This window comes from Enterobacter sp. 6722112 (assembly GCF_058661685.1).
In genome coordinates, this window is record NZ_JBZWGR010000007.1 from 3880973 (window position 1) to 3902411 (window position 21439).

At 56.8% G+C, this 21439-nt stretch carries 25 protein-coding genes; 5 read left to right on the forward strand and 20 right to left on the reverse strand.

All coding sequences use genetic code 11. The annotated features are described in order from the left end of the window. Positions 1 to 53: 53 nt before the first annotated feature. The 8 genes from fusA to fkpA form a co-directional block, all read right to left on the reverse strand. Positions 54 to 2168 carry an elongation factor G gene (gene fusA / locus AC4OVU_RS20130; protein ID WP_006812195.1) on the reverse strand — a complete coding sequence of 705 codons (2115 nt, stop codon included), beginning with the start codon at positions 2166 to 2168 and terminating at the stop codon, positions 54 to 56. A 96-nt stretch (positions 2169 to 2264) separates the two neighbouring features. Continuing rightward, complete coding sequence (gene rpsG, locus AC4OVU_RS20135) at positions 2265 to 2735, reverse strand: 30S ribosomal protein S7 (protein WP_003861706.1); 471 nt, start codon at positions 2733 to 2735, stop codon at positions 2265 to 2267. Between the two features lie 96 nt (positions 2736 to 2831). Further along, positions 2832 to 3206: a 30S ribosomal protein S12 gene (gene rpsL, locus AC4OVU_RS20140; protein WP_000246815.1), complete on the reverse strand. Its 375-nt coding sequence runs from the start codon at positions 3204 to 3206 to the stop codon at positions 2832 to 2834. A 124-nt stretch (positions 3207 to 3330) separates the two neighbouring features. Next, positions 3331 to 3618, reverse strand: a complete 288-nt coding sequence (gene tusB / locus AC4OVU_RS20145; protein ID WP_015571409.1) for a sulfurtransferase complex subunit TusB — start codon at positions 3616 to 3618, stop codon at positions 3331 to 3333. 7 nt (positions 3619 to 3625) lie between these two features. After that, entirely contained in the window at positions 3626 to 3985 is a 360-nt protein-coding gene (gene tusC, locus AC4OVU_RS20150; RefSeq protein WP_003861700.1) for a sulfurtransferase complex subunit TusC, read from the reverse strand. Continuing rightward, positions 3985 to 4371, reverse strand: coding sequence for a sulfurtransferase complex subunit TusD (tusD, locus tag AC4OVU_RS20155; protein ID WP_015571410.1), 387 nt, complete (start codon positions 4369 to 4371; stop codon positions 3985 to 3987). The genes tusC and tusD overlap by 1 nt, the downstream gene beginning before the upstream one ends. After that, positions 4371 to 5093, reverse strand: coding sequence for a helix-turn-helix transcriptional regulator (locus AC4OVU_RS20160; protein WP_003861697.1), 723 nt, complete (start codon positions 5091 to 5093; stop codon positions 4371 to 4373). Before AC4OVU_RS20160 ends, tusD begins: the two co-directional genes overlap by 1 nt. A gap of 167 nt (positions 5094 to 5260) precedes the next feature. Then, positions 5261 to 6079, reverse strand: coding sequence for an FKBP-type peptidyl-prolyl cis-trans isomerase (gene fkpA, locus AC4OVU_RS20165; RefSeq protein ID WP_003861695.1), 819 nt, complete (start codon positions 6077 to 6079; stop codon positions 5261 to 5263). 238 nt (positions 6080 to 6317) lie between these two features. On the opposite strand from fkpA, the gene AC4OVU_RS20170 reads away from it, so the two are divergent. Continuing rightward, the gene (locus AC4OVU_RS20170; RefSeq protein WP_003861693.1) at positions 6318 to 6536 is read left to right on the forward strand and encodes a protein SlyX; all 219 of its coding nucleotides are present in this window, start codon (positions 6318 to 6320) and stop codon (positions 6534 to 6536) included. A gap of 51 nt (positions 6537 to 6587) precedes the next feature. Here the strand turns inward: AC4OVU_RS20170 and slyD are convergent, their stop codons facing one another. The 4 genes from slyD to kefG form a co-directional block, all read right to left on the reverse strand. Beyond that, positions 6588 to 7178 (reverse strand): peptidylprolyl isomerase, encoded by a 591-nt coding sequence (gene slyD / locus AC4OVU_RS20175; protein WP_003861691.1) that lies wholly within the window; start codon positions 7176 to 7178, stop codon positions 6588 to 6590. Between the two features lie 94 nt (positions 7179 to 7272). Then, a complete protein-coding gene (locus AC4OVU_RS20180; protein WP_003861689.1) occupies positions 7273 to 7473 on the reverse strand; it encodes a YheV family putative zinc ribbon protein in 201 nt (66 codons plus the stop codon). 13 nt (positions 7474 to 7486) lie between these two features. Next, entirely contained in the window at positions 7487 to 9292 is a 1806-nt protein-coding gene (gene kefB, locus AC4OVU_RS20185; protein ID WP_284965237.1) for a glutathione-regulated potassium-efflux system protein KefB, read from the reverse strand. After that, the gene (kefG, locus tag AC4OVU_RS20190) at positions 9292 to 9843 is read right to left on the reverse strand and encodes a glutathione-regulated potassium-efflux system ancillary protein KefG (RefSeq protein ID WP_003861686.1); all 552 of its coding nucleotides are present in this window, start codon (positions 9841 to 9843) and stop codon (positions 9292 to 9294) included. Before kefG ends, kefB begins: the two co-directional genes overlap by 1 nt. A gap of 132 nt (positions 9844 to 9975) precedes the next feature. Between kefG and AC4OVU_RS20195 the strand changes: the two genes are divergently transcribed. Beyond that, a complete protein-coding gene (locus AC4OVU_RS20195) occupies positions 9976 to 11880 on the forward strand; it encodes an ABC transporter ATP-binding protein (RefSeq protein ID WP_045142204.1) in 1905 nt (634 codons plus the stop codon). A gap of 15 nt (positions 11881 to 11895) precedes the next feature. Next, complete coding sequence (locus tag AC4OVU_RS20200; protein ID WP_017384171.1) at positions 11896 to 12828, forward strand: LysR substrate-binding domain-containing protein; 933 nt, start codon at positions 11896 to 11898, stop codon at positions 12826 to 12828. A gap of 84 nt (positions 12829 to 12912) precedes the next feature. On the opposite strand, the gene mdcH is transcribed toward AC4OVU_RS20200, so the two are convergent. From mdcH to mdcA, 8 genes are all read right to left on the reverse strand, one after another. Next, positions 12913 to 13809, reverse strand: coding sequence for a malonate decarboxylase subunit epsilon (mdcH, locus tag AC4OVU_RS20205; RefSeq protein ID WP_110292638.1), 897 nt, complete (start codon positions 13807 to 13809; stop codon positions 12913 to 12915). Continuing rightward, the gene (locus tag AC4OVU_RS20210) at positions 13809 to 14426 is read right to left on the reverse strand and encodes a malonate decarboxylase holo-ACP synthase (RefSeq protein ID WP_017693876.1); all 618 of its coding nucleotides are present in this window, start codon (positions 14424 to 14426) and stop codon (positions 13809 to 13811) included. Before AC4OVU_RS20210 ends, mdcH begins: the two co-directional genes overlap by 1 nt. Before the next feature lie 2 nt (positions 14427 to 14428). Further along, the gene (locus AC4OVU_RS20215) at positions 14429 to 15388 is read right to left on the reverse strand and encodes an AEC family transporter (protein ID WP_000222846.1); all 960 of its coding nucleotides are present in this window, start codon (positions 15386 to 15388) and stop codon (positions 14429 to 14431) included. Between the two features lie 123 nt (positions 15389 to 15511). Continuing rightward, a complete protein-coding gene (mdcE, locus tag AC4OVU_RS20220; RefSeq protein ID WP_110292640.1) occupies positions 15512 to 16312 on the reverse strand; it encodes a biotin-independent malonate decarboxylase subunit gamma in 801 nt (266 codons plus the stop codon). Continuing rightward, on the reverse strand, positions 16312 to 17145 hold the full coding sequence (locus tag AC4OVU_RS20225; protein WP_017384167.1) for a biotin-independent malonate decarboxylase subunit beta: 834 nt from the start codon (positions 17143 to 17145) through the stop codon (positions 16312 to 16314). The genes mdcE and AC4OVU_RS20225 overlap by 1 nt, the downstream gene beginning before the upstream one ends. Next, positions 17138 to 17437, reverse strand: a complete 300-nt coding sequence (gene mdcC / locus AC4OVU_RS20230; RefSeq protein WP_000411786.1) for a malonate decarboxylase acyl carrier protein — start codon at positions 17435 to 17437, stop codon at positions 17138 to 17140. Before mdcC ends, AC4OVU_RS20225 begins: the two co-directional genes overlap by 8 nt. Before the next feature lie 9 nt (positions 17438 to 17446). Beyond that, the gene (locus tag AC4OVU_RS20235) at positions 17447 to 18304 is read right to left on the reverse strand and encodes a triphosphoribosyl-dephospho-CoA synthase (protein ID WP_110292641.1); all 858 of its coding nucleotides are present in this window, start codon (positions 18302 to 18304) and stop codon (positions 17447 to 17449) included. Continuing rightward, positions 18304 to 19959, reverse strand: coding sequence for a malonate decarboxylase subunit alpha (gene mdcA, locus AC4OVU_RS20240; protein ID WP_015571421.1), 1656 nt, complete (start codon positions 19957 to 19959; stop codon positions 18304 to 18306). The genes AC4OVU_RS20235 and mdcA overlap by 1 nt, the downstream gene beginning before the upstream one ends. 228 nt (positions 19960 to 20187) lie before the next feature. Here mdcA and AC4OVU_RS20245 point away from each other — a divergent pair, with 228 nt between their 5' ends. Both AC4OVU_RS20245 and AC4OVU_RS20250 read left to right on the forward strand, forming a co-directional pair. Further along, positions 20188 to 21207 carry a hydrolase gene (locus AC4OVU_RS20245; RefSeq protein WP_017693875.1) on the forward strand — a complete coding sequence of 340 codons (1020 nt, stop codon included), beginning with the start codon at positions 20188 to 20190 and terminating at the stop codon, positions 21205 to 21207. Beyond that, positions 21207 to 21425: a YheU family protein gene (locus AC4OVU_RS20250; protein ID WP_014171926.1), complete on the forward strand. Its 219-nt coding sequence runs from the start codon at positions 21207 to 21209 to the stop codon at positions 21423 to 21425. The genes AC4OVU_RS20245 and AC4OVU_RS20250 overlap by 1 nt, the downstream gene beginning before the upstream one ends. Positions 21426 to 21439: the final 14 nt, after the last annotated feature.

Sequence of the window (21439 nt, forward strand, 5' to 3'; positions counted from 1 at the left end):
ATAGTGCTCTCCCCTTCGGAGAGAGCACGGGACTTAGGTTTTAATCCTGTGGATTACTTACCACGGGCTTCGATAACGGCCTGAGCAACGTTGTTCGGCGCATCATCATACTTCAGGAATTCCATAGTGTATGATGCACGACCTTTGGTCAGAGAACGCAGCTGAGTCGCATATCCGAACATTTCAGACAGCGGAACTTCAGCGTGGATCTTAACGCCAGTTACTTCGGATTCCTGACCACGCAGCATACCGCGACGACGGCTCAAGTCACCGATAACGTCACCGGTGTTCTCTTCAGGAGTTTCTACTTCAACCTTCATGATCGGCTCAAGCAGAACTGGTTTTGCTTTCTTAAAGCCTTCTTTAAAGGCAATAGACGCAGCCAGTTTAAACGCCAGTTCAGAGGAGTCAACGTCGTGGTAAGAACCGAAGTGCAGACGAACACCCATGTCTACAACCGGGTAACCAGCCAGAGGACCAGCTTTCAGCTGCTCCTGGATGCCTTTATCAACGGCAGGGATGTATTCGCCAGGAATTACACCACCTTTGATGTCGTTGATGAACTCGTAACCTTTAGGGTTAGAGCCCGGCTCCAGTGGGTACATGTCGATCACAACGTGACCGTACTGACCGCGACCACCAGACTGCTTAGCGTGTTTACCTTCAACATCGGTAACTTTCGCGCGAATCGCTTCGCGGTAAGCAACCTGAGGTTTACCCACGTTTGCTTCAACGTTGAATTCACGCTTCATACGGTCAACGATGATGTCCAGGTGCAGTTCACCCATACCAGCGATGATGGTCTGGTTAGATTCTTCATCAGTCCATACGCGGAATGATGGGTCTTCTTTCGCCAGACGGCCCAGAGCCAGACCCATTTTTTCCTGGTCAGCTTTGGTTTTTGGTTCAACTGCGATGGAGATTACCGGCTCAGGGAATTCCATACGCTCCAGAATGATCGGGTGATCCGGGTCACACAGGGTGTCACCAGTGGTCACGTCTTTCAGACCGATAGCAGCAGCGATGTCGCCCGCACGAACTTCTTTGATCTCTTCACGTTTGTTAGCGTGCATCTGTACGATACGGCCAAAACGTTCACGCGCCGCTTTCACGGAGTTCAGGATGGTGTCACCGGAGTTAACCACACCAGAGTAAACGCGGAAGAAGGTCAGGTTACCCACGAATGGGTCGGTAGCAATTTTGAACGCCAGTGCAGAGAACGGCTCGTCATCACTTGCGTGACGCTCAGCCGGAGTATCTTTACCGTCGTCCAGGATGCCGTTGATCGCAGGAACGTCAACCGGGGATGGCAGGTAGTCAACTACCGCATCCAGCATCGCCTGAACACCTTTGTTCTTGAACGCAGAACCACAGGTTACCAGGATGATTTCGTTGTTCAGAACGCGCTGACGCAGAGCAGATTTGATCTCTTGCTCAGACAGTTCTTCACCACCCAGGTATTTCTCCATCAGCTCTTCAGAAGCTTCTGCTGCGGATTCGATCAGGTTCTGGTGCCATTCGTCAGCCAGGTCCTGCATCTCTGCCGGGATATCTTCGTATTCGAAGGTAACGCCCGCATCTGCTTCGTTCCAGTTGATGGCTTTCATTTTCACCAGGTCGATAACGCCGGTGAAACCTTCTTCAGCACCAATTGCCAGCTGAAGCGGAACAGGGTTCGCGCCCAGACGGGTTTTGATCTGGCCAACAACTTTCAGGAAGTTAGCACCCATACGGTCCATTTTGTTAACGAACGCGATGCGTGGAACTTTATATTTGTTTGCCTGACGCCATACGGTTTCAGACTGTGGCTGAACACCACCAACTGCGCAATAAACCATTACCGCGCCGTCAAGAACACGCATGGAACGTTCTACTTCGATGGTGAAGTCAACGTGCCCTGGGGTGTCGATGATGTTTACGCGATGCGGTTCGTACTGCTTAGCCATACCTGACCAGAATGCAGTAGTCGCTGCGGAGGTGATAGTAATACCACGCTCCTGCTCCTGTTCCATCCAGTCCATGGTGGCTGCGCCGTCATGAACTTCACCGATTTTATGGTTTACACCGGTGTAGAACAGAATACGTTCGGTAGTAGTGGTTTTACCGGCGTCGATGTGCGCACTGATACCGATGTTACGGTAGCGTGCGATGGGTGTTGTACGAGCCATTTGATTCCTCGTTTATATCTTTAGGCGTTCAGTTAAGTTACCCAGAGCGGGCGGCTTCTCTGAAGCGCCCGCCTGGTGACTACGACTCCGAAGGGATTACCAACGGTAGTGTGCGAACGCCTTGTTGGCTTCTGCCATACGGTGAACGTCTTCACGTTTCTTAACTGCGGTACCTTTGTTTTCCGCAGCATCAGAAAGTTCGTTCGCCAGACGCAGAGCCATGGATTTATCACCGCGTTTACGAGCAGCTTCAACGATCCAACGCATTGCCAGAGCATTACGACGAACCGGACGAACTTCAACTGGAACCTGATAAGTAGAACCACCAACGCGGCGAGACTTAACTTCTACAGTCGGGCGCACGTTGTCGAGAGCGACTTCGAAGGCTTCCAGTTCATTTTTACCAGAACGCTGAGCCAGGGTCTCCAGCGCGCTGTATACGATTGCTTCTGCGGTAGATTTTTTACCATCTACCATCAGGATATTTACAAATTTTGCCAGCAGTTCTGATCCGAATTTCGGATCTGGAAGAATTTTACGCTGACCAATGACGCGACGACGTGGCATGGGATTACTCCGTTGTTAATTCAGGATTGTCCAAAACTCTACGAGTTTAGTTTGACATTAAGATAAATCAGTTTGGCCTTACTTAACGGAGAACCATTAAGCCTTAGGACGCTTCACGCCGTACTTGGAGCGAGCCTGCTTACGGTCTTTAACACCTGAGCAGTCCAGCGCACCACGAACGGTGTGGTAACGAACACCCGGAAGGTCTTTAACACGACCGCCACGGATCAGGATCACGGAGTGCTCCTGAAGGTTGTGACCTTCACCACCGATGTAGGAAGTCACTTCGAAACCGTTAGTCAAACGCACACGGCATACTTTACGCAGTGCGGAGTTTGGTTTTTTAGGAGTGGTGGTATATACACGAGTACATACGCCACGTTTCTGCGGGCAGGCTTCCAGCGCAGGCACGTTGCTTTTTGCAACTTTGCGTGCACGTGGTTTGCGTACCAGCTGGTTAACTGTTGCCATTAAATAGCTCCTGGTTTTAGCTTTTGCTTCGTAAACACGTAATAAAACGACCTCATACAATATGAGGACGCGAAATTTTAGGGCTACGTCGAAAAGGTGTCAAGAAATATACAGCGATCTCAAATCACCAGTTCATTTGACTGGCGTGCGTCACAGTAAGATTGACGAAATCAGTATAGCCAACCACGTCAATTTTGGCTGAAATTTGACCAGAAAGACCCCGCGCATCCAGATCCTCTTTCAGCGCAGAGACTGTTATGGGGGCATTAGCGAGGATTTCAACAAAACGGCTGCCTTCAAGCGCCGCAAGCACGCCATCCTGAATCAGCAGCAGATCATCACCTTCGCGCAGCATGCTCAGTAACGTGTCGATATCGCATTGCCACGGTGAACGGCTCAGGGTATGGAGCATGACAGCCTCAGAAAGTCAGAACGGTATCGTAGTGAGAGAGTTGTTCGCGCAGCGCAGCAGATGTCAGGATCGTCACGTCCAGCACGAACGGTGTTTTCTCGTTTAACCCACGCGCGGCCAGCGAGTCGGCGCACACATAGAAGGTTTCAATGTCATAGAGCGGCAGAACTTTAAAGGTCGCAATGTAGTCGCGCGCAAGAATGGCCTGCGGTTGTTGGCCTGCCAGAAGCTGGAATACGCCATCGCCTAAAAAGAAGACGCCGATATCTTCGGTTAAAGCCGATGTCGCGAGCAATGCATCCAGCCCTTCCCGGCCTGAAGCGCTGCCATGCGGCGCAGAAGTAAAAACAAACGCTACGCGCTTCATCAAAATTGCACCACTCTGTCGCAGGTCAACGCCGCCTGTGCCAGGGCACCCAGTCCGCTGAGCGAAAAGCCCGGTTGCAGGTTAGCCCCCGCCAGACCAAGGCGTTCGGCTTCGGTCACATCCGTCACGCCGCGACGCAGTGCCGCCGCGACGCAGATATGCAGGTCAACGCCCTGCGTTTCGTTTAATTTTTGCCAGGCGCGCACGAGGTCAAACTCATCGCTCGCCGGAGACGTAAACTGGTTCGCGTTATATACGCCTTCGCGATAAAAGAAGACGCTTGCCAGTTCATGACCGGCATCAAGCAGCGCATGGGCAAACTGTAGCGCGCTGCTGGCCTGCTGGGTACCGTACGCCGGGCCCGTCACCATTAACGCAAAACGCATTACTTGTCTTGTCCCAGGAAGTCGCCGCTTTTGAACTGGCGAATATAGAGGTAAACCGTGTGTTTGGAGATATTCAGGCGATCGGCCACCTGGTTGATGGCATCTTTGATATCAAAAATCCCTTTCTCATAGAGGTTCAGGACGATCTGACGATTCTTGGCGTTGTTGGATACGTTGCGATCGGCATTCACCTCTTCAATGGTGAACTCCAGCGTCTGGGTCACGAGATCCTCAACCGAAGAAGCAAAGTTCACCGATGAGCCCACGTCCGGCGTTTCTGGCGGGATGAAGGTGCTCATGATTTGCGAGAATGGCACATCAAGGTTCATGTTGATGCACAGCAAACCGATTACCCGGTGTTCGCGATTTCGAATCGCGATCGTTTCTGATTTCATCAGCACGCCACTTTTGGCGCGGGTGAAATAGCATTTTGAGACGCTGCTGTCCGCGCCGGTCATGTCATGCAACATACGCAATGCAAGGTCGGTTATTGGCGAACCAATTTTACGGCCAGTGTGCTCACCATTCGCAATGCGGATAGCGGAACACTTAAGATCTTGCAGGGAATGCAATACGATTTCGCAGTGGGAACCAATGAGCATCGCTAACCCGTCCACTACCGCTTCGTAGGATTTCAGAATATCGAAGTCGGTCTGGTCAAATGGACGTTGATCCAGCAAATCAAGTTCACTGGTTTCGTTGGTTAAAAGCGACCTGGACATGAAAAAAACACTCCTTTTCAGGAGCCTGTCGTTAGGTTTTCAGGGCAGGCTCATTATCTACACGGACAACTAAATTAATACAGCGTGTATAACGCTTTCCAGTGTTAATTATATCTGCCCCGCAATAAAAAAACCGCCGCCTGTAAAGGCGGCGGTTTTTTTCAGGATTACTTCTTAGCTGCTGCGGCTTTGTCGTCAGCCGGTGCGTCTGTTTTCGCATCCGCTTTCGGCGCCGGTTTGATGTCCAGCAGTTCTACATCAAATACCAGCGTGGAGTTAGCCGGGATACCCGGAACGCCGGTTTTGCCGTAAGCCAGATCCGGTGGGATGACCAGCTTGATTTTACCGCCTTTCTTGATGTTCTTCAGGCCTTCGGTCCAGCCCGGGATCACACCATCCAGACGGAAGGAGAGAGGCTCACCACGGGTATAAGAGTTATCGAACTCTTTACCGTCGATCAGCGTACCTTTGTAGTTCACCACAACGGTGTCGCTGTCTTTAGGCGCGTCGCCGGTACCTTCTTTCTCAACTTTATAGATCAGGCCAGTAGAAGAGGTTTTAACGCCTTTCTCTTTAGCGAACTTGTCGCGGTAGGCTTTGCCTTTCGCTTCGTTATCTTTAGCGTCTGCTTCCATCTTGGTCTGAGCGGCGCCTTTCACGCGCGCTTCAAACGCTTGCAGAGTCTGCTCGATTTCCTGGTCAGACAGTTTGCTCTTGTCTGCGAACGCATCCTGAACCCCTGCGATCAGCTGGTTTTTGTCCAGTTTGATGCCCAGTTTCTCTTGTTCTTTCAGAGAGTTTTCCATGTAACGACCCAGAGACGCGCCAAGTGCGTAGGCGGATTTCTGGTCGTCATTTTTGAATGCCGCTTTGCTGTCTGTAGTCGCAGCAGGCTTCGCAGCAGTATCAGCAGCGAAAGACAGCGGCGCATTGAGCGCTACAGCCATAGTGGTCGCCAGCAGCGTAACTTTAAACAGTGATTTCATCCATATCTCCAGGACCTGAGGTCTCTCACCCCAGTGTTAAACGTAAATGAGTGACGTACTATAAAACGTTGTGGAAGAAATCTACAGACAGACTCCCCCGAATGTCGCTTCTTTTCAGACTATTTTTGTTTAAATAAGTTTCTTGTCAGGGAGATGGATACTGTACTTAGGGAAAAAGTCAGCTAAACTTCGCCGCCGCTGGTCCATTATGGCGAATGAGAGATAAACGAGGTGAATGATGAAGGATACAACGATCGAAGCGAGACTGGCTGAGCTGGAAAGCCGCCTGGCTTTTCAGGACATCACCATCGAAGAACTGAACCAGACCGTGACGGCCCATGAGCTTGAAATGGCAAAACTGCGCGATCACATGCGCCTGCTGACGGAAAAGCTGAAGGCCACGCAGCCGTCAAACATTGCCTCTCAGTCAGAAGAGACGCCACCACCTCATTATTGAGGCGTAAAAAAAGCGGGATTATCCCGCTTTTTTATTTTCCGGAGTACGGAATCAGTGGCAACCGCAGCCGCCGTTACCACAACCACCTTTACCGTGGCCGTGGTCATGACCATGGTCGTGGCCGTGACCACCGCAGCAGCCGTCGTGGCCGTGATCGTGGTCATGGTCGTGACCGTGCGCACCGTGAACGTGGCCATGAGCCAGCTCTTCTTCGGTCGCTTCACGGATCGCAACAACTTCTACGTTGAACTTCAGGTTCTGACCCGCCAGCATGTGGTTGCCGTCAACCACAACGTGGTCGTCTTCAACTTCAGTGATTTCAACCGGAACCGGCCCCTGGTCAGTTTCCGCCAGGAAGCGCATACCAACCTGCAACTCGTCAACGCCCATGAATACGTCTTTAGGAACGCGCTGAACCAGGTTGTCGTCATACTGACCGTAAGCGTCGTTCGCGCCTACAGCAACGTCGAATTTGTCGCCAACTTCATGGCCTTCCAGCGCCGTTTCCAGGCCGGAAATCAGGGAACCGTGACCATGCAGGTAGTCCAGCGGCGCACTCACCGGAGACTCATCAACCAACACACCGTCTTCTGTACGTACCTGATAGGCCAGGCTGACCACCAGGTCTTTTGCTACTTTCATGATATCTCCTGAGCGTGGGAAAATTGCTGGCGCAGATTGTAGCGGAAATCTGCACCCGTGTACCCTTAAGCTTAAAAAAACTCAGAGCATATCGCTAGTCTGGATGAAAAATGCCGATCACTTGCTCTTCTTTGCGAACGTGATCGCGGGCTTCTTTGTCGGCCTCACGCATCTGGTGACCGCACTTAACACATTCAACGATATCGATATTATTTTCACGCCACATGGCCAGTGTATCTTGCGCCTGGCAGGATGGGCATTTTGCGCCCGCGATAAAGCGTTTACGTACAGCCATCTTTCGTTACCCTTTATTCAAATTCATCCCAGCCGTCGAGCTGGCGTCGTTCCTGTTGCATCTCACGCTGGAAGATCTCCTCCAGTTCGCGACGCGCTTCCCGCACGCGGGAGATCTGCGCCGTGTCGCTGTGCACGGGCATCAGTTCACGCAGCATTCGCATATCCAGCCGGCGGAAATGCATCTGGGCGCGTTGCGCCTGGTGAGGATGCATACCCAGCGAAACCAGCGCCTTGCGTCCCAGCTCCAGCGCGCTGGAGAAGGTTTCGCGGGAGAAGTGTTTCACACCCGCCTGCAAAAGTTCGTGAGCCTCCACACGTCCACGCGCACGCGCCAGAATATGCAGATGCGGGAAATGCTGCTGGCACAGCTCCACCAGCTTCATCGTGTCTTCCGGATCGTTGCAGGTGATGACGATGGACTCCGCAGCCTCTGCCCCCGCCGAGCGCAACAGCTCAAGCTGCGTCGCATCGCCGTAGTACACCTTATAACCATATTTGCGCATCAGGTTGACGACGCTGATATCGCGCTCCAGCACCGTAATGCGCATTTTATTCGCCATCAACAGGCGACCAATCACCTGTCCGAAGCGACCAAAGCCCACGACGATCACCTGCGGTTTATCATCTTCCACCCACGGCGCTTCGTCTTCATCGTCTGCGGGATTCAGGCGGCGCGACAGCAGTTTGTCCACCAGCTTCATCAGCAGCGGGGTGGTCATCATCGACAGCGTAACCGTCACCAGCAGCAGCGCCATCTGGTCATCTTTGAACAGCTTCTGAGACGACGCCGTGGAAAACAGCACAAACGCAAATTCTCCACCCTGGCTTAACACGCTGGAAAACTGCATTCTTTCCGAGCTGCGCAGCCCGTAAATCCTCGCGAGGACATACAGCACCAGCGTTTTGACCGCCACCAGCACGGCGACACTCGCAATAACCCACAGCAGATGGGTATAGAGCACGCCAAGATTAAGCGCCATACCCACCGAGATAAAGAACAGCCCTAACAGCAGCCCCTTAAACGGATCGATGGCGGTCTCCAGCTCGTGGCGGTACTCGCTTTCCGCAAGCAGCACCCCGGCGATAAACGTCCCAAGCGCCATCGACAGCCCCAGCGCATCCATAAACAGCGCTGAGCCAAGCACCAGCAGCAGCGTTGCGGCGGTGAATACCTCGCGCACGCCGGATGCGGCAATAAACCGGAATACCGGACGCAGTAAAAACCGTCCGCCGATCAGCATCCCCGCGAAGGCCAGCACCTTCATGGAGATCTTCATCCAGTCGAAATGATCGTCTCCGGAGCCCGCCAGCAGCGGCACCAGCGCCAGCGCCGGGATCACCGCTAAATCCTGGAACAGCAGCACCGAAAAACCCAGCTGCCCCGCCTCGTTGCGGTTCATCCCTTTGTCGCGCATCAGCTGAAGCGCCATCGCCGTCGACGACATCGCAAGACCGATCCCGCCAATCACCGCGGCCTGCCAGGAAAACTGCGTCAACATCAGCAGTCCCGCGAGAATGGCCGCGCTGAGTAACACCTGCGCCGCCCCGACGCCAAAAATAGATTGCCGCAGTTGCCACAGCTTGGCGGGGTTCAGCTCCAGCCCGATGATAAACATCAGGAAGACCACGCCCAGCTCGGAGAAGTGGAGAATTTCATCCACATCGCTGATAAACCCAAGCCCCCAGGGGCCAATGGCGATCCCCGCCAGCAAATAGCCCAGCACCGCGCCAATGCCGAGACGCGCGGCAAGCGGGACCGCGACGACGGCGGCAAACAGAAACAGCACCCCGGCAAGGAGTAAATTCGAACCGTCCATTAGCGTCCTCCCGCCGGAATCGGTGACGCCAGCCATTCGCCATAGGCCCTGGCATGGCTCGCCAGTGCTTTCGGATCCTGCCGCCGTGCCCAGTAGATAATAATCGGGCTCATCCAGTGCATACGGCACATCGCCGCCGTCAGCTCAAACGGCCGCAGAATGTCGCTCATGGGGTAACGGTTCAGCCCGTCGTGACGGTAAGCGCTTTCCGGCTCACCGGTGGTAATGACACTCCGCCAGTACTTTCCCGCCAGCTGGTTGCCCCCCACCCCGCTGGAGAAGCCCCGGCTCAGCACGCGGTCCAGCCACTCTTTGAGCAGCGCCGGACAGCTGTAGGTATAAAGCGGATGCTGGAACACAATCACGTCGTGCTGACGCAGCAGTTCCTGCTCGTAAGGAATATCGATAAAAAAATCAGGATAGTGCGCGTAGAGATCGTGCACCGTTACGTTACTGAGCTGTGTGGCCGGCTTAAGCAGCACCCGGTTCGCCACCGAGTCCTGTGATTCCGGATGGGCATACAGCAGCAGCACTTTCGCTGTCTGAGACATCACTCCCCTCCCGGTTCTGTTTTTGTGTATTGTTGTCGTTTTGGGCTACCATGGCGGCCCGGTGGGGAAAATGGCCCACACCTTACATTATCATAATGACAAATTAACATAGTCGGAACATACGGCGCTTCTATGATTGTTTTCTCCTCGTTACAAATTCGTCGCGGCGTGCGCGTCCTGCTGGATAACGCGACTGCTACCATCAACCCGGGCCAGAAAGTGGGGCTGGTCGGCAAAAACGGCTGCGGTAAATCCACCCTGCTGGCGCTGCTGAAAAACGAGATAAGCGCGGATGGCGGTAACTTTACCTTCCCGGGCAACTGGCAGCTCGCCTGGGTGAACCAGGAGACGCCCGCGCTGAGCGAACCCGCGCTCGACTATGTTATCGACGGCGACCGTGAATACCGCAAGCTCGAAGCGGAGCTCAACGCCGCCAACGAACGCAACGACGGCCACGCCATCGCCACCGTCCACGGCAAGCTGGACGCCATCGATGCCTGGACCATTCGCTCCCGTGCCTCCAGCCTGCTGCACGGTCTGGGTTTCAGCAACGAACAGCTTGAACGCCCGGTGAGCGATTTCTCGGGCGGCTGGCGCATGCGCCTTAACCTGGCCCAGGCGCTGATCTGCCGCTCCGACCTTTTGCTGCTCGATGAACCAACCAACCACCTCGATCTTGATGCGGTTATTTGGCTGGAGAAGTGGCTCAAGAGCTATCAGGGCACTCTGATTCTGATCTCTCACGACCGCGACTTCCTCGATCCGGTAGTGGATAAAATCATTCATATCGAACAGCAAAGCATGTTCGAATACACCGGCAACTACAGCTCTTTCGAGCGCCAGCGCGCGACGCGCCTTGCCCAGCAGCAGGCGATGTATGAAAGCCAGCAGCAGCGCGTGGCGCACCTGCAAAGCTTTGTGGATCGCTTCAAGGCCAAGGCGTCAAAAGCCAAGCAGGCGCAGAGCCGCATCAAGATGCTGGAACGCATGGAGATGATCGCCCCGGCGCACGTGGATAACCCGTTCCACTTCAGCTTCCGCGAGCCGGAGAGCCTGCCGAACCCGCTGCTGAAAATGGAAAAAGTGAGCGCGGGCTATGGCGATCGCATTATCCTCGACTCTATCAAGCTCAACCTGGTGCCAGGTTCACGCATTGGTCTGCTGGGACGTAACGGCGCCGGTAAATCGACGCTGATCAAGCTGCTGGCGGGCGAGCTTAACCCGGTCAGCGGCGAAATCGGCCTGGCGAAAGGCATCAAGCTTGGCTACTTCGCCCAGCATCAGCTGGAATTTTTACGCGCGGATGAATCGCCGATCCAGCACCTGGCGCGCCTGGCGCCGCAGGAGATGGAGCAGAAACTGCGCGACTACCTCGGCGGCTTTGGCTTCCAGGGCGATAAGGTGACTGAAAACACCGAGCGCTTCTCCGGCGGTGAAAAAGCCCGTCTGGTGCTGGCGCTGATCGTCTGGCAGCGTCCAAACCTGCTGCTGCTTGATGAACCAACCAACCACCTCGATCTCGACATGCGTCAGGCGCTGACCGAAGCGCTGATCGAGTTCGAAGGAGCGCTGGTTGTCGTATCGCACGACCGCCACCTGATCCGCTCCACCACCGACGATCTCTATCTGGTGCACGGCGGCAAAGTGGAGCCGTTCGACGGCGATCTGGAAGATTACCAGCAGTGGCTGACGGAAGTGCAGAAGCAGGAAAACCAGCCGGAAGAGTCAGCGAAAGACAACGCCAACAGCGCCCAGGCGCGTAAAGACCAGAAGCGCCGTGAAGCGGAACTGCGCACCCAGACGCAGCCGCTGCGTAAAGAGATTGCCCGTCTCGAAAAAGAGATGGAAAAGCTCAACGCCACGCTTGCTGCCGTCGAAGAGAAGCTGGGCGACAGCGAACTGTACGATCAGAGCCGCAAAGCGGAGCTGACGGACTGTCTGCAAACTCAGGCGAAAACCAAATCCAGCCTCGAAGAGTGCGAAATGGCATGGCTGGACGCGCAGGAACAGCTGGAAGCGATGCTGCAAGCCGACTAACACGCCGGGAGGGTTATGGGCTTCGATACCACGAGCGAGATTACATTCCGTAAGCTCAGCATCTTCATGACGTTCATGGAGAAGGGCAATATCGCACGTACCGCCGAAACGCTCGGCCTGAGCGGTGTCAGCGTGCACCGCGCGCTGCATACCCTCGAAGAGAACGTCCGCTGCCCGCTCTTTGCTCACAAAGGGCGTAACCTGATTGCCCTCCCCTCCGCGTGGACGCTGCTGGAGTATTGTCAGGAGGTGATGCAGGTGATGGAGCGCGGGCTGGAAGAGTCGCGCAAGATCGCCGGTATCGGCCAGGGACGGTTGCGCGTCGGCACGCTCTACTCGCTGACGCTGGAAACCGTGCCGCGCCTGATAATGGGCATGAAGCTGCGCCGTCCGGATCTGGAGATGGATCTGACGATGGGCTCGAACGAAACCCTGCTCCATATGCTGGATGAGGGATCGCTGGATGCGATTTTAATCTCTATTTCCGAAAGCGATATCGACCGTAACAGCCTCGAAGTGCTTCCTCTGTTCCATGACGATATTTTCCTTGCCGCACCGGCCTCTGCCACGCTGAATACCAGCGGCCCCGCCGATCTGCGTGACTATAAAGATCAGAAGTTTGTCGCCCTCGCGGAAGGGTTCGCCACTTACGCCGGGTTTCAGGAAGCGTTTCATATCGCCGGTTTCGAGCCGGAGATTGTGACGCGCGTAAACGATATCTTCTCGATGCTGAGTCTGGTGCAGGCGGGGGTCGGGTTTACGCTGATGCCGGGCAGGATGAAGAAAGTGTATGAAAATTCGGTGCAGCTACTGAAGCTGGCGCAGCCGTACCAGATGCAGCAGCTGATTGCGATCGTCTTTGCCCGCAACCGCGAGCAGGATCCGAGCCTGCGGGCATTGGCCGCGGAAGGGCGGATGTATGCGAGAAGTTTGCAGGATAGTGCCTGATGTTATTGCCCGGTGGCGCTACGCTTACCGGGCCTACAATCCGGGAGTAGGCCCGGTAAGGCGCAGCCGCCACCGGGCTAAAACTTACCGCTGAAGCCGACCCGCCAGATGCACCGCCACGTCCACCCCGCTGCGCTCCAGCGAAATGGATTCCCCTTCCCACGCCGCCTGCCGCGTCAGACAGGTCAGAATACCCCCTGGCGGCATCTCAATCGCCAGCCGCGCTTCGCGCTCGTTAGCGGAAATCACCGCCTCCTGCCAGCGCACGGTTCGCGCCATATTCATCGCCAGATCGTCGGCAATTTTCTCCGGCTGCCAGAGCACGCGTCCGGTACTGCCGCTCAGGTACGCACAGCGCGGACGTGAAAGCGTGACCGATTCAAACGCTGCTGCCAGCTTCTTCGCTGGTTCCGCCAGCAGCGCGCAGTGCGACGGCACGCTCACCGCCAGCCGCTTAGCCTTGCTTGCGCCCTTCGCCAGCGCGCGCTCCGCCACCTGCGCCATGCCGTCATCGGTTCCCGCAATCACAATCTGCGTTTCGGCGTTCAGGTTAGCGATATAGGTTCCTGTCCCCTGAATCAGGTTTTCCACCTGCGGCAGGGTCAACCCCATAATCGCCGTCAGGCCGTAGCCGTGCGGGTATGCCTGCTCCATCAGATCGCCGCGCAACGCCACCAGCTTCAGCGCGTCCGTAAAGTCCAGCGCGCCGGCGATAACCGCCGCAGGATAAGCGCCAATGGACAGCCCGCTGACGATATCCGGCGACACGCCGCGACGTTCCAGCTCGCGCGCCCACGCCACGCCGGCAATCAACAGCGAAAGCTGAACCGCACGGGTGTGGGTTAACGAGCATGCGCTGTCCAGGGTATCGACTTCCGCCCCCAGCACAGCACGGGCCTGCTCCAGCTCCGTTCCCGGCAGGTTTTGCAGCATACCTTCATGCTGTGTGCCCTGCCCCGGAAAGGTAAACAGTATTTTCATTACTCCTCCCTGTGCCATGGATCCGCCACCAGGCGCGGTCCACATTGCGTTTTTAGCAGCGTTTTGCCGTCGCGTAACCATTCCGCCAGCGCGAATCCGCCCTCGGGCGTGTCCACCTGCGTATCCGCCCGGCACAACGCACGGCTGAGCTGAGCCTGCCAGCCAGTAAACGCCTCAGGGGAAACGGCACGCGGGGCGCGGATGAGCAGATCGAGATCGCTGTCGGCGTGGATCACCGGAATGCCGGTCGCCAGCGCGTAACCCGTACTGCCGGTTATCCCCCACGTCCACGGCCACGACTGCTGCGCAAGCTGAAGCGCCACCTGAACCGGCGGCTGAGTGATAAACGGCGAACGCAGCAGGTCGGCGGCAACGCTCAAATCTTCGGGCGACACCACGCGCAACACGTTCTCAGGCTTCACCCATCCGGCCGCCCGCTGGTCGCGGCGCAATCCGCGCACGCCAACGGGAATACGGCCTTCATTATCAACATCACGCCGCACCACTACCGGTAGTCCGGCATGCCAGGCCGCGTCCACCCAGGATTCGGTAATCCCTTCCAGGGCGTCGCGCGCGGTAAGCCAGATGAGGTCGTGTGGGCGTAATGTTGTGGTCATGATTACATTCCTGAAGTCAGCGAGATAAACAGCGGCAGCGACAGGATACACAGTACGGAGCTCAACAGCAGCACGGCTTCAGCATCCGGCGACTGCACGCCAAAGCGGTTACCGAACACCACGCCAAAGAAGCCCGCGGACAGCGCAATCATCAGGATGGCGGTGATCGCCACAGAACCGTGCAGACCGAAGATTAAAACGATACCCCAGGCAATCGCTGGCTGGATCAGCAGCTTGGCGATAGTGGAAGTGATCACCATGGTGTTGATCTGAAGTTTACGCGCGGAGAGGATCACCCCGGTCAGGAACAACGCCGCAGCGGTCGCAGACAGTCCCAGCGGTTTAATCGCCGCCAGTACCAGCTCCGGCATTTTGATGCCGATAGCGGACAGGATCACACCCAGCAGCGGGCCCATCACGATCGGTTTTTTAATGGAACGCCACATCAGCACCGGCAGCATGGAAAGCGTTGAACCCGAGTTATTGCCTTCGGCGCGGGCTTTCTCACGCTCCAGAATCAGCAGGCAGAACGGGGTCATCAACACTGAACCACAGGCGATGGAGACCGCCACGGACAGTGAGGTTGAAGGGCCTTCGCCCAGCACGCTGCCCAGAATCGGCAGGCCAAGCGCCGCGTAGTTTGGCAGGGCGACGGTAAGCGTCAGCACGGCCGCATCCTGCGGGGATTTTTTAAACACTTTCGTCGCGAGGAAGTAGATGACCGCATAGGTGATCCACATCGCCAGGGTGAGCACCAGGATCAGCGGCGACTGCGCCACGATGCCGGTCCACGGGGTTTGCACGGTGGCGCTGAACAGCGCAGCCGGGAGTGCAAAATCCATCACGAAGATATTCAGCAGGGAAACATTTTTGTTATCGACCATCTTTGCCTTACCGGCCCAGAATCCCAGCAGCATGATGACGAAAATCGGTGCAAGAGCATGAACAATTACGTAAGTCATAAATCACCTGTAGTAAAAAAGTTTAAGCACTGGCGCGATGTTTATTATTTTCAGGATGCAGGTTCCCGCGTGGACGCAACGGGCGCGCCCACGGGGTGATGCATCTGGCAGGTCTCTTTTTACTTACCAGCTGGCTCGTATACGTTCACGTACGAGCGCCGAGCTGCGGCGGTTGTCAGCACCCAGACGGTTTTTCAACGTGGTGTCCTGACGAGCGTCGCTGATGGCCTGTTGCAGGGTGGTTTTCACCCGCGTCAGATCGCTTTCGGTAGGGGCATCCGGATTGCTGATATCCAGCAGGTCGGAAAGCAGCCCCAGCGTGGCGTAGTTGCTGATGTCATACGCCATTGGCGGAATGGTTGCAGCCAGTTTTTCCAGCGCCTCAACGGTACGCAGCGTAATGCGCGCCGCAGACTCTTTGCCCATGGCATGGATCAGCACGCCTTTATCGTTGAAGGCAATCAGACGGTTAGCCTGGTAGCCGTGCGCCAGAAACGCGCCGGACATGGCCTTACCGACGATAAGACCAATCACCGGATGACCCGCCAGCCGCGCATTAGCGTAGGCGGCAGCGGCGCCGGCCAGCGCCTGGTGGATACCAAACGCCTCTTCGCGACGGCCATAGGCCTGGCTTGGGACGTCGATTACCGCCACAATCGGGCGCTTCACGGCTTTATCTGCGTCGGCGGCGACGGTTTCGCTGACCACTTTTGCCAGCGTCCATCCTTCCAGCAGGCCGACTTCACCCTGCGCCGCGCGCGGGAAGTGGTTGTTGGCGTCCGGCACCACGGTGACAAAACGCACCGTTTCACCGTTTAGCTCGCCGTCTGCGGCCTGCACGGACGGGCATAACCCCTCCAGACGTTTCGCGTTCGGGGCCAGAGTTTCCAGCCAGAGTTCGCCACGGCTAATTGAGTTAGTCATCATTTCACCTCCCGGGCAAAAAGCGCTTTAATCTGTTCGGCATCGGCCTGTTTGCGGGTGTCGAAATTCGTCAGACGGTTCAGGTAATCGTCGTAGTTATCGGTGCGATGTTTCGCCGGTACGCCTTTGGCGATGGCTTCGTTCATCGCGGCTTTCACCGCGTTCACGCCGTCGCCCACCAGCGCGTCCACCAGCCCGCTTTCAAAGCGTACTTCGCCGCCGGTCATGCTCCAGATAAACGGACGATCGCGGGAGTCATACTCTTCAATGCCCGCTTCCTGCTCGATAACCTGCGGACCGTTGAGGCCGAGCCGCGCTTCGCGGGTCACAATCAGGTAGCTGCACAGCGCCGCGGCGATAGACATCCCACCGAAGCAGCCCACGGTCCCGGCGACAATCCCGACGACCGGGGTATAGCGACGCAGGTCAACGATCGCGGCGTGGATATCGGCAATCGCCGCCAGGCCGAGGTTGGCTTCCTGCAAACGTACGCCGCCGGTTTCGAGGCACAGCACCGCCTGAGTCGGAATGCCGTTGCGGTTATCTTCCGCCGCCAGCTCCAGCGCTGCCGCCATTTTGGCGCCGGACACTTCGCCCATGCTGCCGCCCTGGAAGGTGCCTTCAATCGCCACCACCACCGCAGGCTGGCCGTTGATGGTCCCTTTCGCGACCACCATGCCGTCATCGGCCTGAGGAACAATCCCCTGTGGCCCAAGCCACGGAGAGATAATGCCTTCAAATGGATCCAGCAGTTCGCGGTAGCTGCCGTCGTCGAGTAGCGCCTGCGCACGCTGGCGCGCTTTTAATTCGATAAAGCTGCTGTCATCACGCATGGTTCACCCCTTCAAAAACCTGTTCGATACGAATGCGTGCCACGCCCGGCGTCGCGCCGAAGTCGTGGATGGTCAGCTTACCTGCGGGCAGGCTGCTGACGGTTTGCAGGCGGTTGAACAATGCCTCCCAGCGCCCGCGGCTGTTGTCGACGGAGGTGGTGATATCAATGGTTAAGGTCTGGCCCGGTTCGGCGGTGAAAAGCACCTCCATATCCCCGGAACCGACGACCCCTGCCAGCGCCCTGCCGCTTACTTCGCGGCTGGCGGGCACGGTCAATGTGATTTTTTCCATAACATCCTCTTAATGCTTTGAATAGGGCGTTTCGGCGCGGTCAAGAAACAGCGTGGCGGCAAGCAGGTCTGCGGCTCCGCCCGGCGAGGCGTTAAGCGCCAGCATCTGACGGTCTAACCGCGCCAGCGCCTGCTGCCCCGCGAGGGTTGCGCATCCTCCGGCGTTCAGCACCGCACGGGCGCCGTTCTGCATGGCGTCCAGCCCCTCCATGCCGGCGCGCGACAGCACGCAGGTGTCGGTGAGCGAGGTCATGATCGCCATCAGCGCGTCGAGTCTGGCCTGCGTTTCGCTGCTGCCGTTGAGACGGCTGAGGCGAAGCTGCGGCAACGCGCGCTGCATAACGTGCGGAAACGCCTGCTGAGCCTCTTCACGCGCGCCCAGCACACGGTAGCGGTGCGTAACGCGTAACCCCTTGCTGAACACTTTCGGCGCCGCGTCATCCGGCAGCTTCGCCAGCTGAGCGGCGGTGTTCGCGACGGTTTGCGCCCGGGCATCGCCGCCCAGCATCGCCACCGCGCTCACCAGCAATCCCAGCGCCCAGATCGCGCCACGGTGCGTGTTCACGCCGTCGGTAGCGGCCATCATCTGCCGTTCACCTTCGCGACCCAGGCGGCCAACGGTTTGCCTGAGGGCAATATCCGCCGGACGCTGCCAGCTCTGCTGCGCCAGCGCCTGAAACGTGGGGGTCAGGCTGTGAGCGGAGCGCTCCATCAGCGCAAGCGATAAATCGTGGTGCGCGCCGTTCCCCCGGCTGTCCACCAGACCGGGCTTGGGGCTTAAACGTGCTTCGTCAATCAGACACTGCGTGGCGGTTCGCGCCAGCCATTCGGCACCGCCTTCAACCTGGATCTGGGGCAGAAGTTTCATTACCAGCTCCGGAATTTCGCAGGTGGGTTGTAAAGACCGCCGGACCATTCCACCAGGTCCGCGACGCTACCGGCCGCCAGCAGCGAACGGGTGGCATCGGTGCGGCGAATGCCCATATCTTCCGGATACACAACCTTGCCGCTCTGGCGCAGTTCCGCCACGCGTTTGGCGTCAACGCCCAGACCGATATCGGTGATACCCGCCACGGCGGCGACCATGGCGCGACGCTCTTCCAGATCTTTCGCCCGGTAGAGGTAAGCAATCCCCTCTTCCGTCAGCACGTGGGTGACGTCATCGCCGTAAATCATGACCGGCGCCAGCGGCATACCGGAGGCTTTCGCGACCTCAACGGCGTCGAGTTTTTCCACGAAGGTTGGCTTCACGCCCGCCTGGAAGGTTTCCACCATCTGCACAACCAGCTTTTTACCGCGCTGCATCGGGTCAGGCTCGGTGATCATGTTCAGCCAGGCCGGTGTGGCGTGGCGACGACCGTGCGGATCGTGGCCCATGTTTGGCGCGCCGCCGAAGCCGGAAAGACGGCCGCGAGTCACGGTTGAGGAGTTAGCGTAACCGTCGACCTGTAGCGTGGAGCCGATAAACATATCGACCGCGTACTGACCTGCCAGCTGACAGAAGGCGCGGTTAGAGCGCATGGAGCCGTCGGCACCGGTAAAGAACACGTCAGGACGGGCGCGGATGTACTCTTCCATTCCCAGCTCGCCGCCGAAGCAGTGGACGCTCTCCACCCAGCCGCTTTCGATGGCCGGGATCAGCGTTGGATGCGGGTTCAGGGTCCAGTGTTTACAGATTTTGCCTTTGAGTCCGAGCTGTTCGCCGTAGGTTGGCAGCAGCAGCTCGATCGCTGCGGTGTTAAAGCCAATCCCGTGGTTCAGGGACTGCACCTGGTGTTCAGCGTAGATGCCTTTAATCGCCATCATCGCCATCAGGATATGTTCCTGTTTGATCAGGCGCGGGTCACGGGTGAAGAGCGGTTCGATAAAGAACGGCTTATCGGCAACCACCACAAAATCAATCCACGAGCCCGGAATATCCACACGCGGCAGGTCGCACTCGTCGTCCACCAGCTCGTTCACCTGCGCGATGACGATGCCGTCATGGAACGCGGCGGCTTCCACCAGCGCCGGAGTATCTTCGGTACTCGCCCCGGTATAGAGGTTGCCTTTGCGGTCCGCTTTAAAACCGGCAATCAGCGCCACGTTTGGCGATAGGTCGACGTATAAACGTGAGTAGAGTTCGATGTAGGTGTGAATCGCCCCGATTTCGAGCTGACCATCCTCCAGCAATTGGGAGATTCGCAGGCTTTGCGTACCGGAGAAGGAGAAGTCCAGCTTGCGGGCGATGCCTTTCTCAAAGATGTCCAGATGTTCGCTGCGGCCCACGCTCGGCATGATCATATGCAGATCGTGCACGATTTGCGGGTTCACTTCCGCCAGTGAACGGGAAAGGAAATCCGCCTGCTTCTGGTTGTTGCCTTCCAGAACGACTTTGTCGCCTGGTGCGATCAGTTTTTCCAGCATGGCGACAAGATCGCCGGTTGGCAGTACCTTGCCCTGCACCGGTACGGACGCCAGACGACGCGCTTTCTCACTGCGTCGGGTGTTCCATTGCCGGGTGGGTGTTTGCCCAGATAACATTATTAACCTCCTGATTCAGCACATCATTCTGATTTGCTTAACGTTGAGTAAAGTGTGCGCTCTGGTGAGAAAGGCATCAATTAAGCGTAGAGCCAAATCATTAGCCTGAGAGTAATAATCAAGGTAAATATTTGTGATCGGGATCAGTTCATGTTTCGGAAAAACGGGCTAAACGGGGTACAATTCGGAAGGTATAGTTAATTTCTGACAAGAATCAGCATCGCCCTTATGACCCAAATCATTCCCTCAGACTTCGACATTGCAGCCGAAGAGAGCGCAGAGTTCGTGCCCATGCGCGGTGTGGCTAACCCTCACCTGCAAACCATGCTGCCGCGCCTGATCCGCCGCAAGGTACAGTTCACCCCGCACTGGCAACGGCTGGATTTGCCGGACGGCGATTTTTTGGATCTCGCCTGGAGCGAAGATCCGGATCGGGCCAGACATAAACCCCGTCTGGTGGTGTTTCACGGTCTGGAAGGCAGCCTGCACAGCCCTTACGCACACGGTCTCATTGAGGCGGCGAAAGCCCGCGGCTGGCTTGGGGTAGTGATGCATTTTCGCGGATGCAGCGGCGAGCCTAATCGTCAGAAACGTATTTATCACTCGGGTGAAACCGAGGACGGTACCTGGTTCCTGCGCTGGCTAAGAGACAATTTCGGCGAGGCGCCAACGGCAGCGGTGGGGTATTCGCTGGGCGGCAATATGCTGGCCTGCCTGCTGGCGAAGGAGAGCGACGCCGTACCGCTGGATGCGGCGGTGATCGTCTCTGCGCCCTTTATGCTGGAGCAGTGCAGCTATCATATGGAAAAGGGGTTTTCGCGAGTGTACCAGCGCTACCTGCTCAACCTGCTGAAAGCCAACGCCGCGCGCAAGCTGAAGGCCTATCCGGATACGCTGCCTGTGACGCTGCAACAGCTCAAACGCGTGAAGCGCCTGCGCGAGTTTGATGATTTGATCACCTCGAAAATTCACGGCTTTGCCGATGCGATTGACTATTACCGTCAGTGCAGCGCCATGCCTTTACTGAACCAAATCACGAAACCTACGCTGATTATCCACGCCAAAGATGATCCGTTTATGGATCACCACTCGATTCCGGCGCCCGATCATCTGCCGGCCAATGTGGAGTATCAGCTCACCCAATTCGGGGGACACGTCGGCTTTGTCGGCGGCACGCTGCGTCGGCCAAAAATGTGGCTTGAGACGCGTATTCCCGACTGGTTAACGGCTTATCTGGACGGTAAATAATGATTATTCCCTGGCAGGATCTCTCTCCCGACACGCTCGATAATCTGATTGAAAGCTTTGTCTTGCGCGAAGGCACCGATTATGGTGAACATGAACGTTCGCTTGAACAAAAGGTCAACGATGTTAAGCGCCAGCTTAAAAGCGGCGACGTGGTGCTGGTATGGTCCGAACTGCATGAGACGGTCAATATCATGCCACGCAACGCGTTTCACGGCTGATCTTTACACTTTTC

Coding starts and splice junctions, on each gene's coding strand:
- AC4OVU_RS20160 (WP_003861697.1), bottom strand. CDS start 5,093: ATGTCCAGGTCGCTTTTAACCAACGAAACCAGTGAACTTGATTTGCTG.
- fkpA (WP_003861695.1), bottom strand. CDS start 6,079: ATGAAATCACTGTTTAAAGTTACGCTGCTGGCGACCACTATGGCTGTA.
- kefG (WP_003861686.1), bottom strand. CDS start 9,843: ATGTCTCAGACAGCGAAAGTGCTGCTGCTGTATGCCCATCCGGAATCA.
- AC4OVU_RS20180 (WP_003861689.1), bottom strand. CDS start 7,473: ATGGCTGTACGTAAACGCTTTATCGCGGGCGCAAAATGCCCATCCTGC.
- AC4OVU_RS20235 (WP_110292641.1), bottom strand. CDS start 18,304: ATGAAACTTCTGCCCCAGATCCAGGTTGAAGGCGGTGCCGAATGGCTG.
- mdcA (WP_015571421.1), bottom strand. CDS start 19,959: ATGTTATCTGGGCAAACACCCACCCGGCAATGGAACACCCGACGCAGT.
- mdcC (WP_000411786.1), bottom strand. CDS start 17,437: ATGGAAAAAATCACATTGACCGTGCCCGCCAGCCGCGAAGTAAGCGGC.
- mdcH (WP_110292638.1), bottom strand. CDS start 13,809: ATGAAAATACTGTTTACCTTTCCGGGGCAGGGCACACAGCATGAAGGT.
- tusD (WP_015571410.1), bottom strand. CDS start 4,371: ATGCGTTTTGCGTTAATGGTGACGGGCCCGGCGTACGGTACCCAGCAG.
- AC4OVU_RS20225 (WP_017384167.1), bottom strand. CDS start 17,145: ATGCGTGATGACAGCAGCTTTATCGAATTAAAAGCGCGCCAGCGTGCG.
- fusA (WP_006812195.1), bottom strand. CDS start 2,168: ATGGCTCGTACAACACCCATCGCACGCTACCGTAACATCGGTATCAGT.
- rpsG (WP_003861706.1), bottom strand. CDS start 2,735: ATGCCACGTCGTCGCGTCATTGGTCAGCGTAAAATTCTTCCAGATCCG.
- kefB (WP_284965237.1), bottom strand. CDS start 9,292: ATGGACGGTTCGAATTTACTCCTTGCCGGGGTGCTGTTTCTGTTTGCC.
- tusB (WP_015571409.1), bottom strand. CDS start 3,618: ATGCTCCATACCCTGAGCCGTTCACCGTGGCAATGCGATATCGACACG.
- AC4OVU_RS20250 (WP_014171926.1), top strand. CDS start 21,207: ATGATTATTCCCTGGCAGGATCTCTCTCCCGACACGCTCGATAATCTG.
- tusC (WP_003861700.1), bottom strand. CDS start 3,985: ATGAAGCGCGTAGCGTTTGTTTTTACTTCTGCGCCGCATGGCAGCGCT.
- AC4OVU_RS20210 (WP_017693876.1), bottom strand. CDS start 14,426: ATGACCACAACATTACGCCCACACGACCTCATCTGGCTTACCGCGCGC.
- AC4OVU_RS20170 (WP_003861693.1), top strand. CDS start 6,318: ATGAAGGATACAACGATCGAAGCGAGACTGGCTGAGCTGGAAAGCCGC.
- AC4OVU_RS20245 (WP_017693875.1), top strand. CDS start 20,188: ATGACCCAAATCATTCCCTCAGACTTCGACATTGCAGCCGAAGAGAGC.
- mdcE (WP_110292640.1), bottom strand. CDS start 16,312: ATGACTAACTCAATTAGCCGTGGCGAACTCTGGCTGGAAACTCTGGCC.
- rpsL (WP_000246815.1), bottom strand. CDS start 3,206: ATGGCAACAGTTAACCAGCTGGTACGCAAACCACGTGCACGCAAAGTT.
- slyD (WP_003861691.1), bottom strand. CDS start 7,178: ATGAAAGTAGCAAAAGACCTGGTGGTCAGCCTGGCCTATCAGGTACGT.
- AC4OVU_RS20200 (WP_017384171.1), top strand. CDS start 11,896: ATGGGCTTCGATACCACGAGCGAGATTACATTCCGTAAGCTCAGCATC.
- AC4OVU_RS20195 (WP_045142204.1), top strand. CDS start 9,976: ATGATTGTTTTCTCCTCGTTACAAATTCGTCGCGGCGTGCGCGTCCTG.
- AC4OVU_RS20215 (WP_000222846.1), bottom strand. CDS start 15,388: ATGACTTACGTAATTGTTCATGCTCTTGCACCGATTTTCGTCATCATG.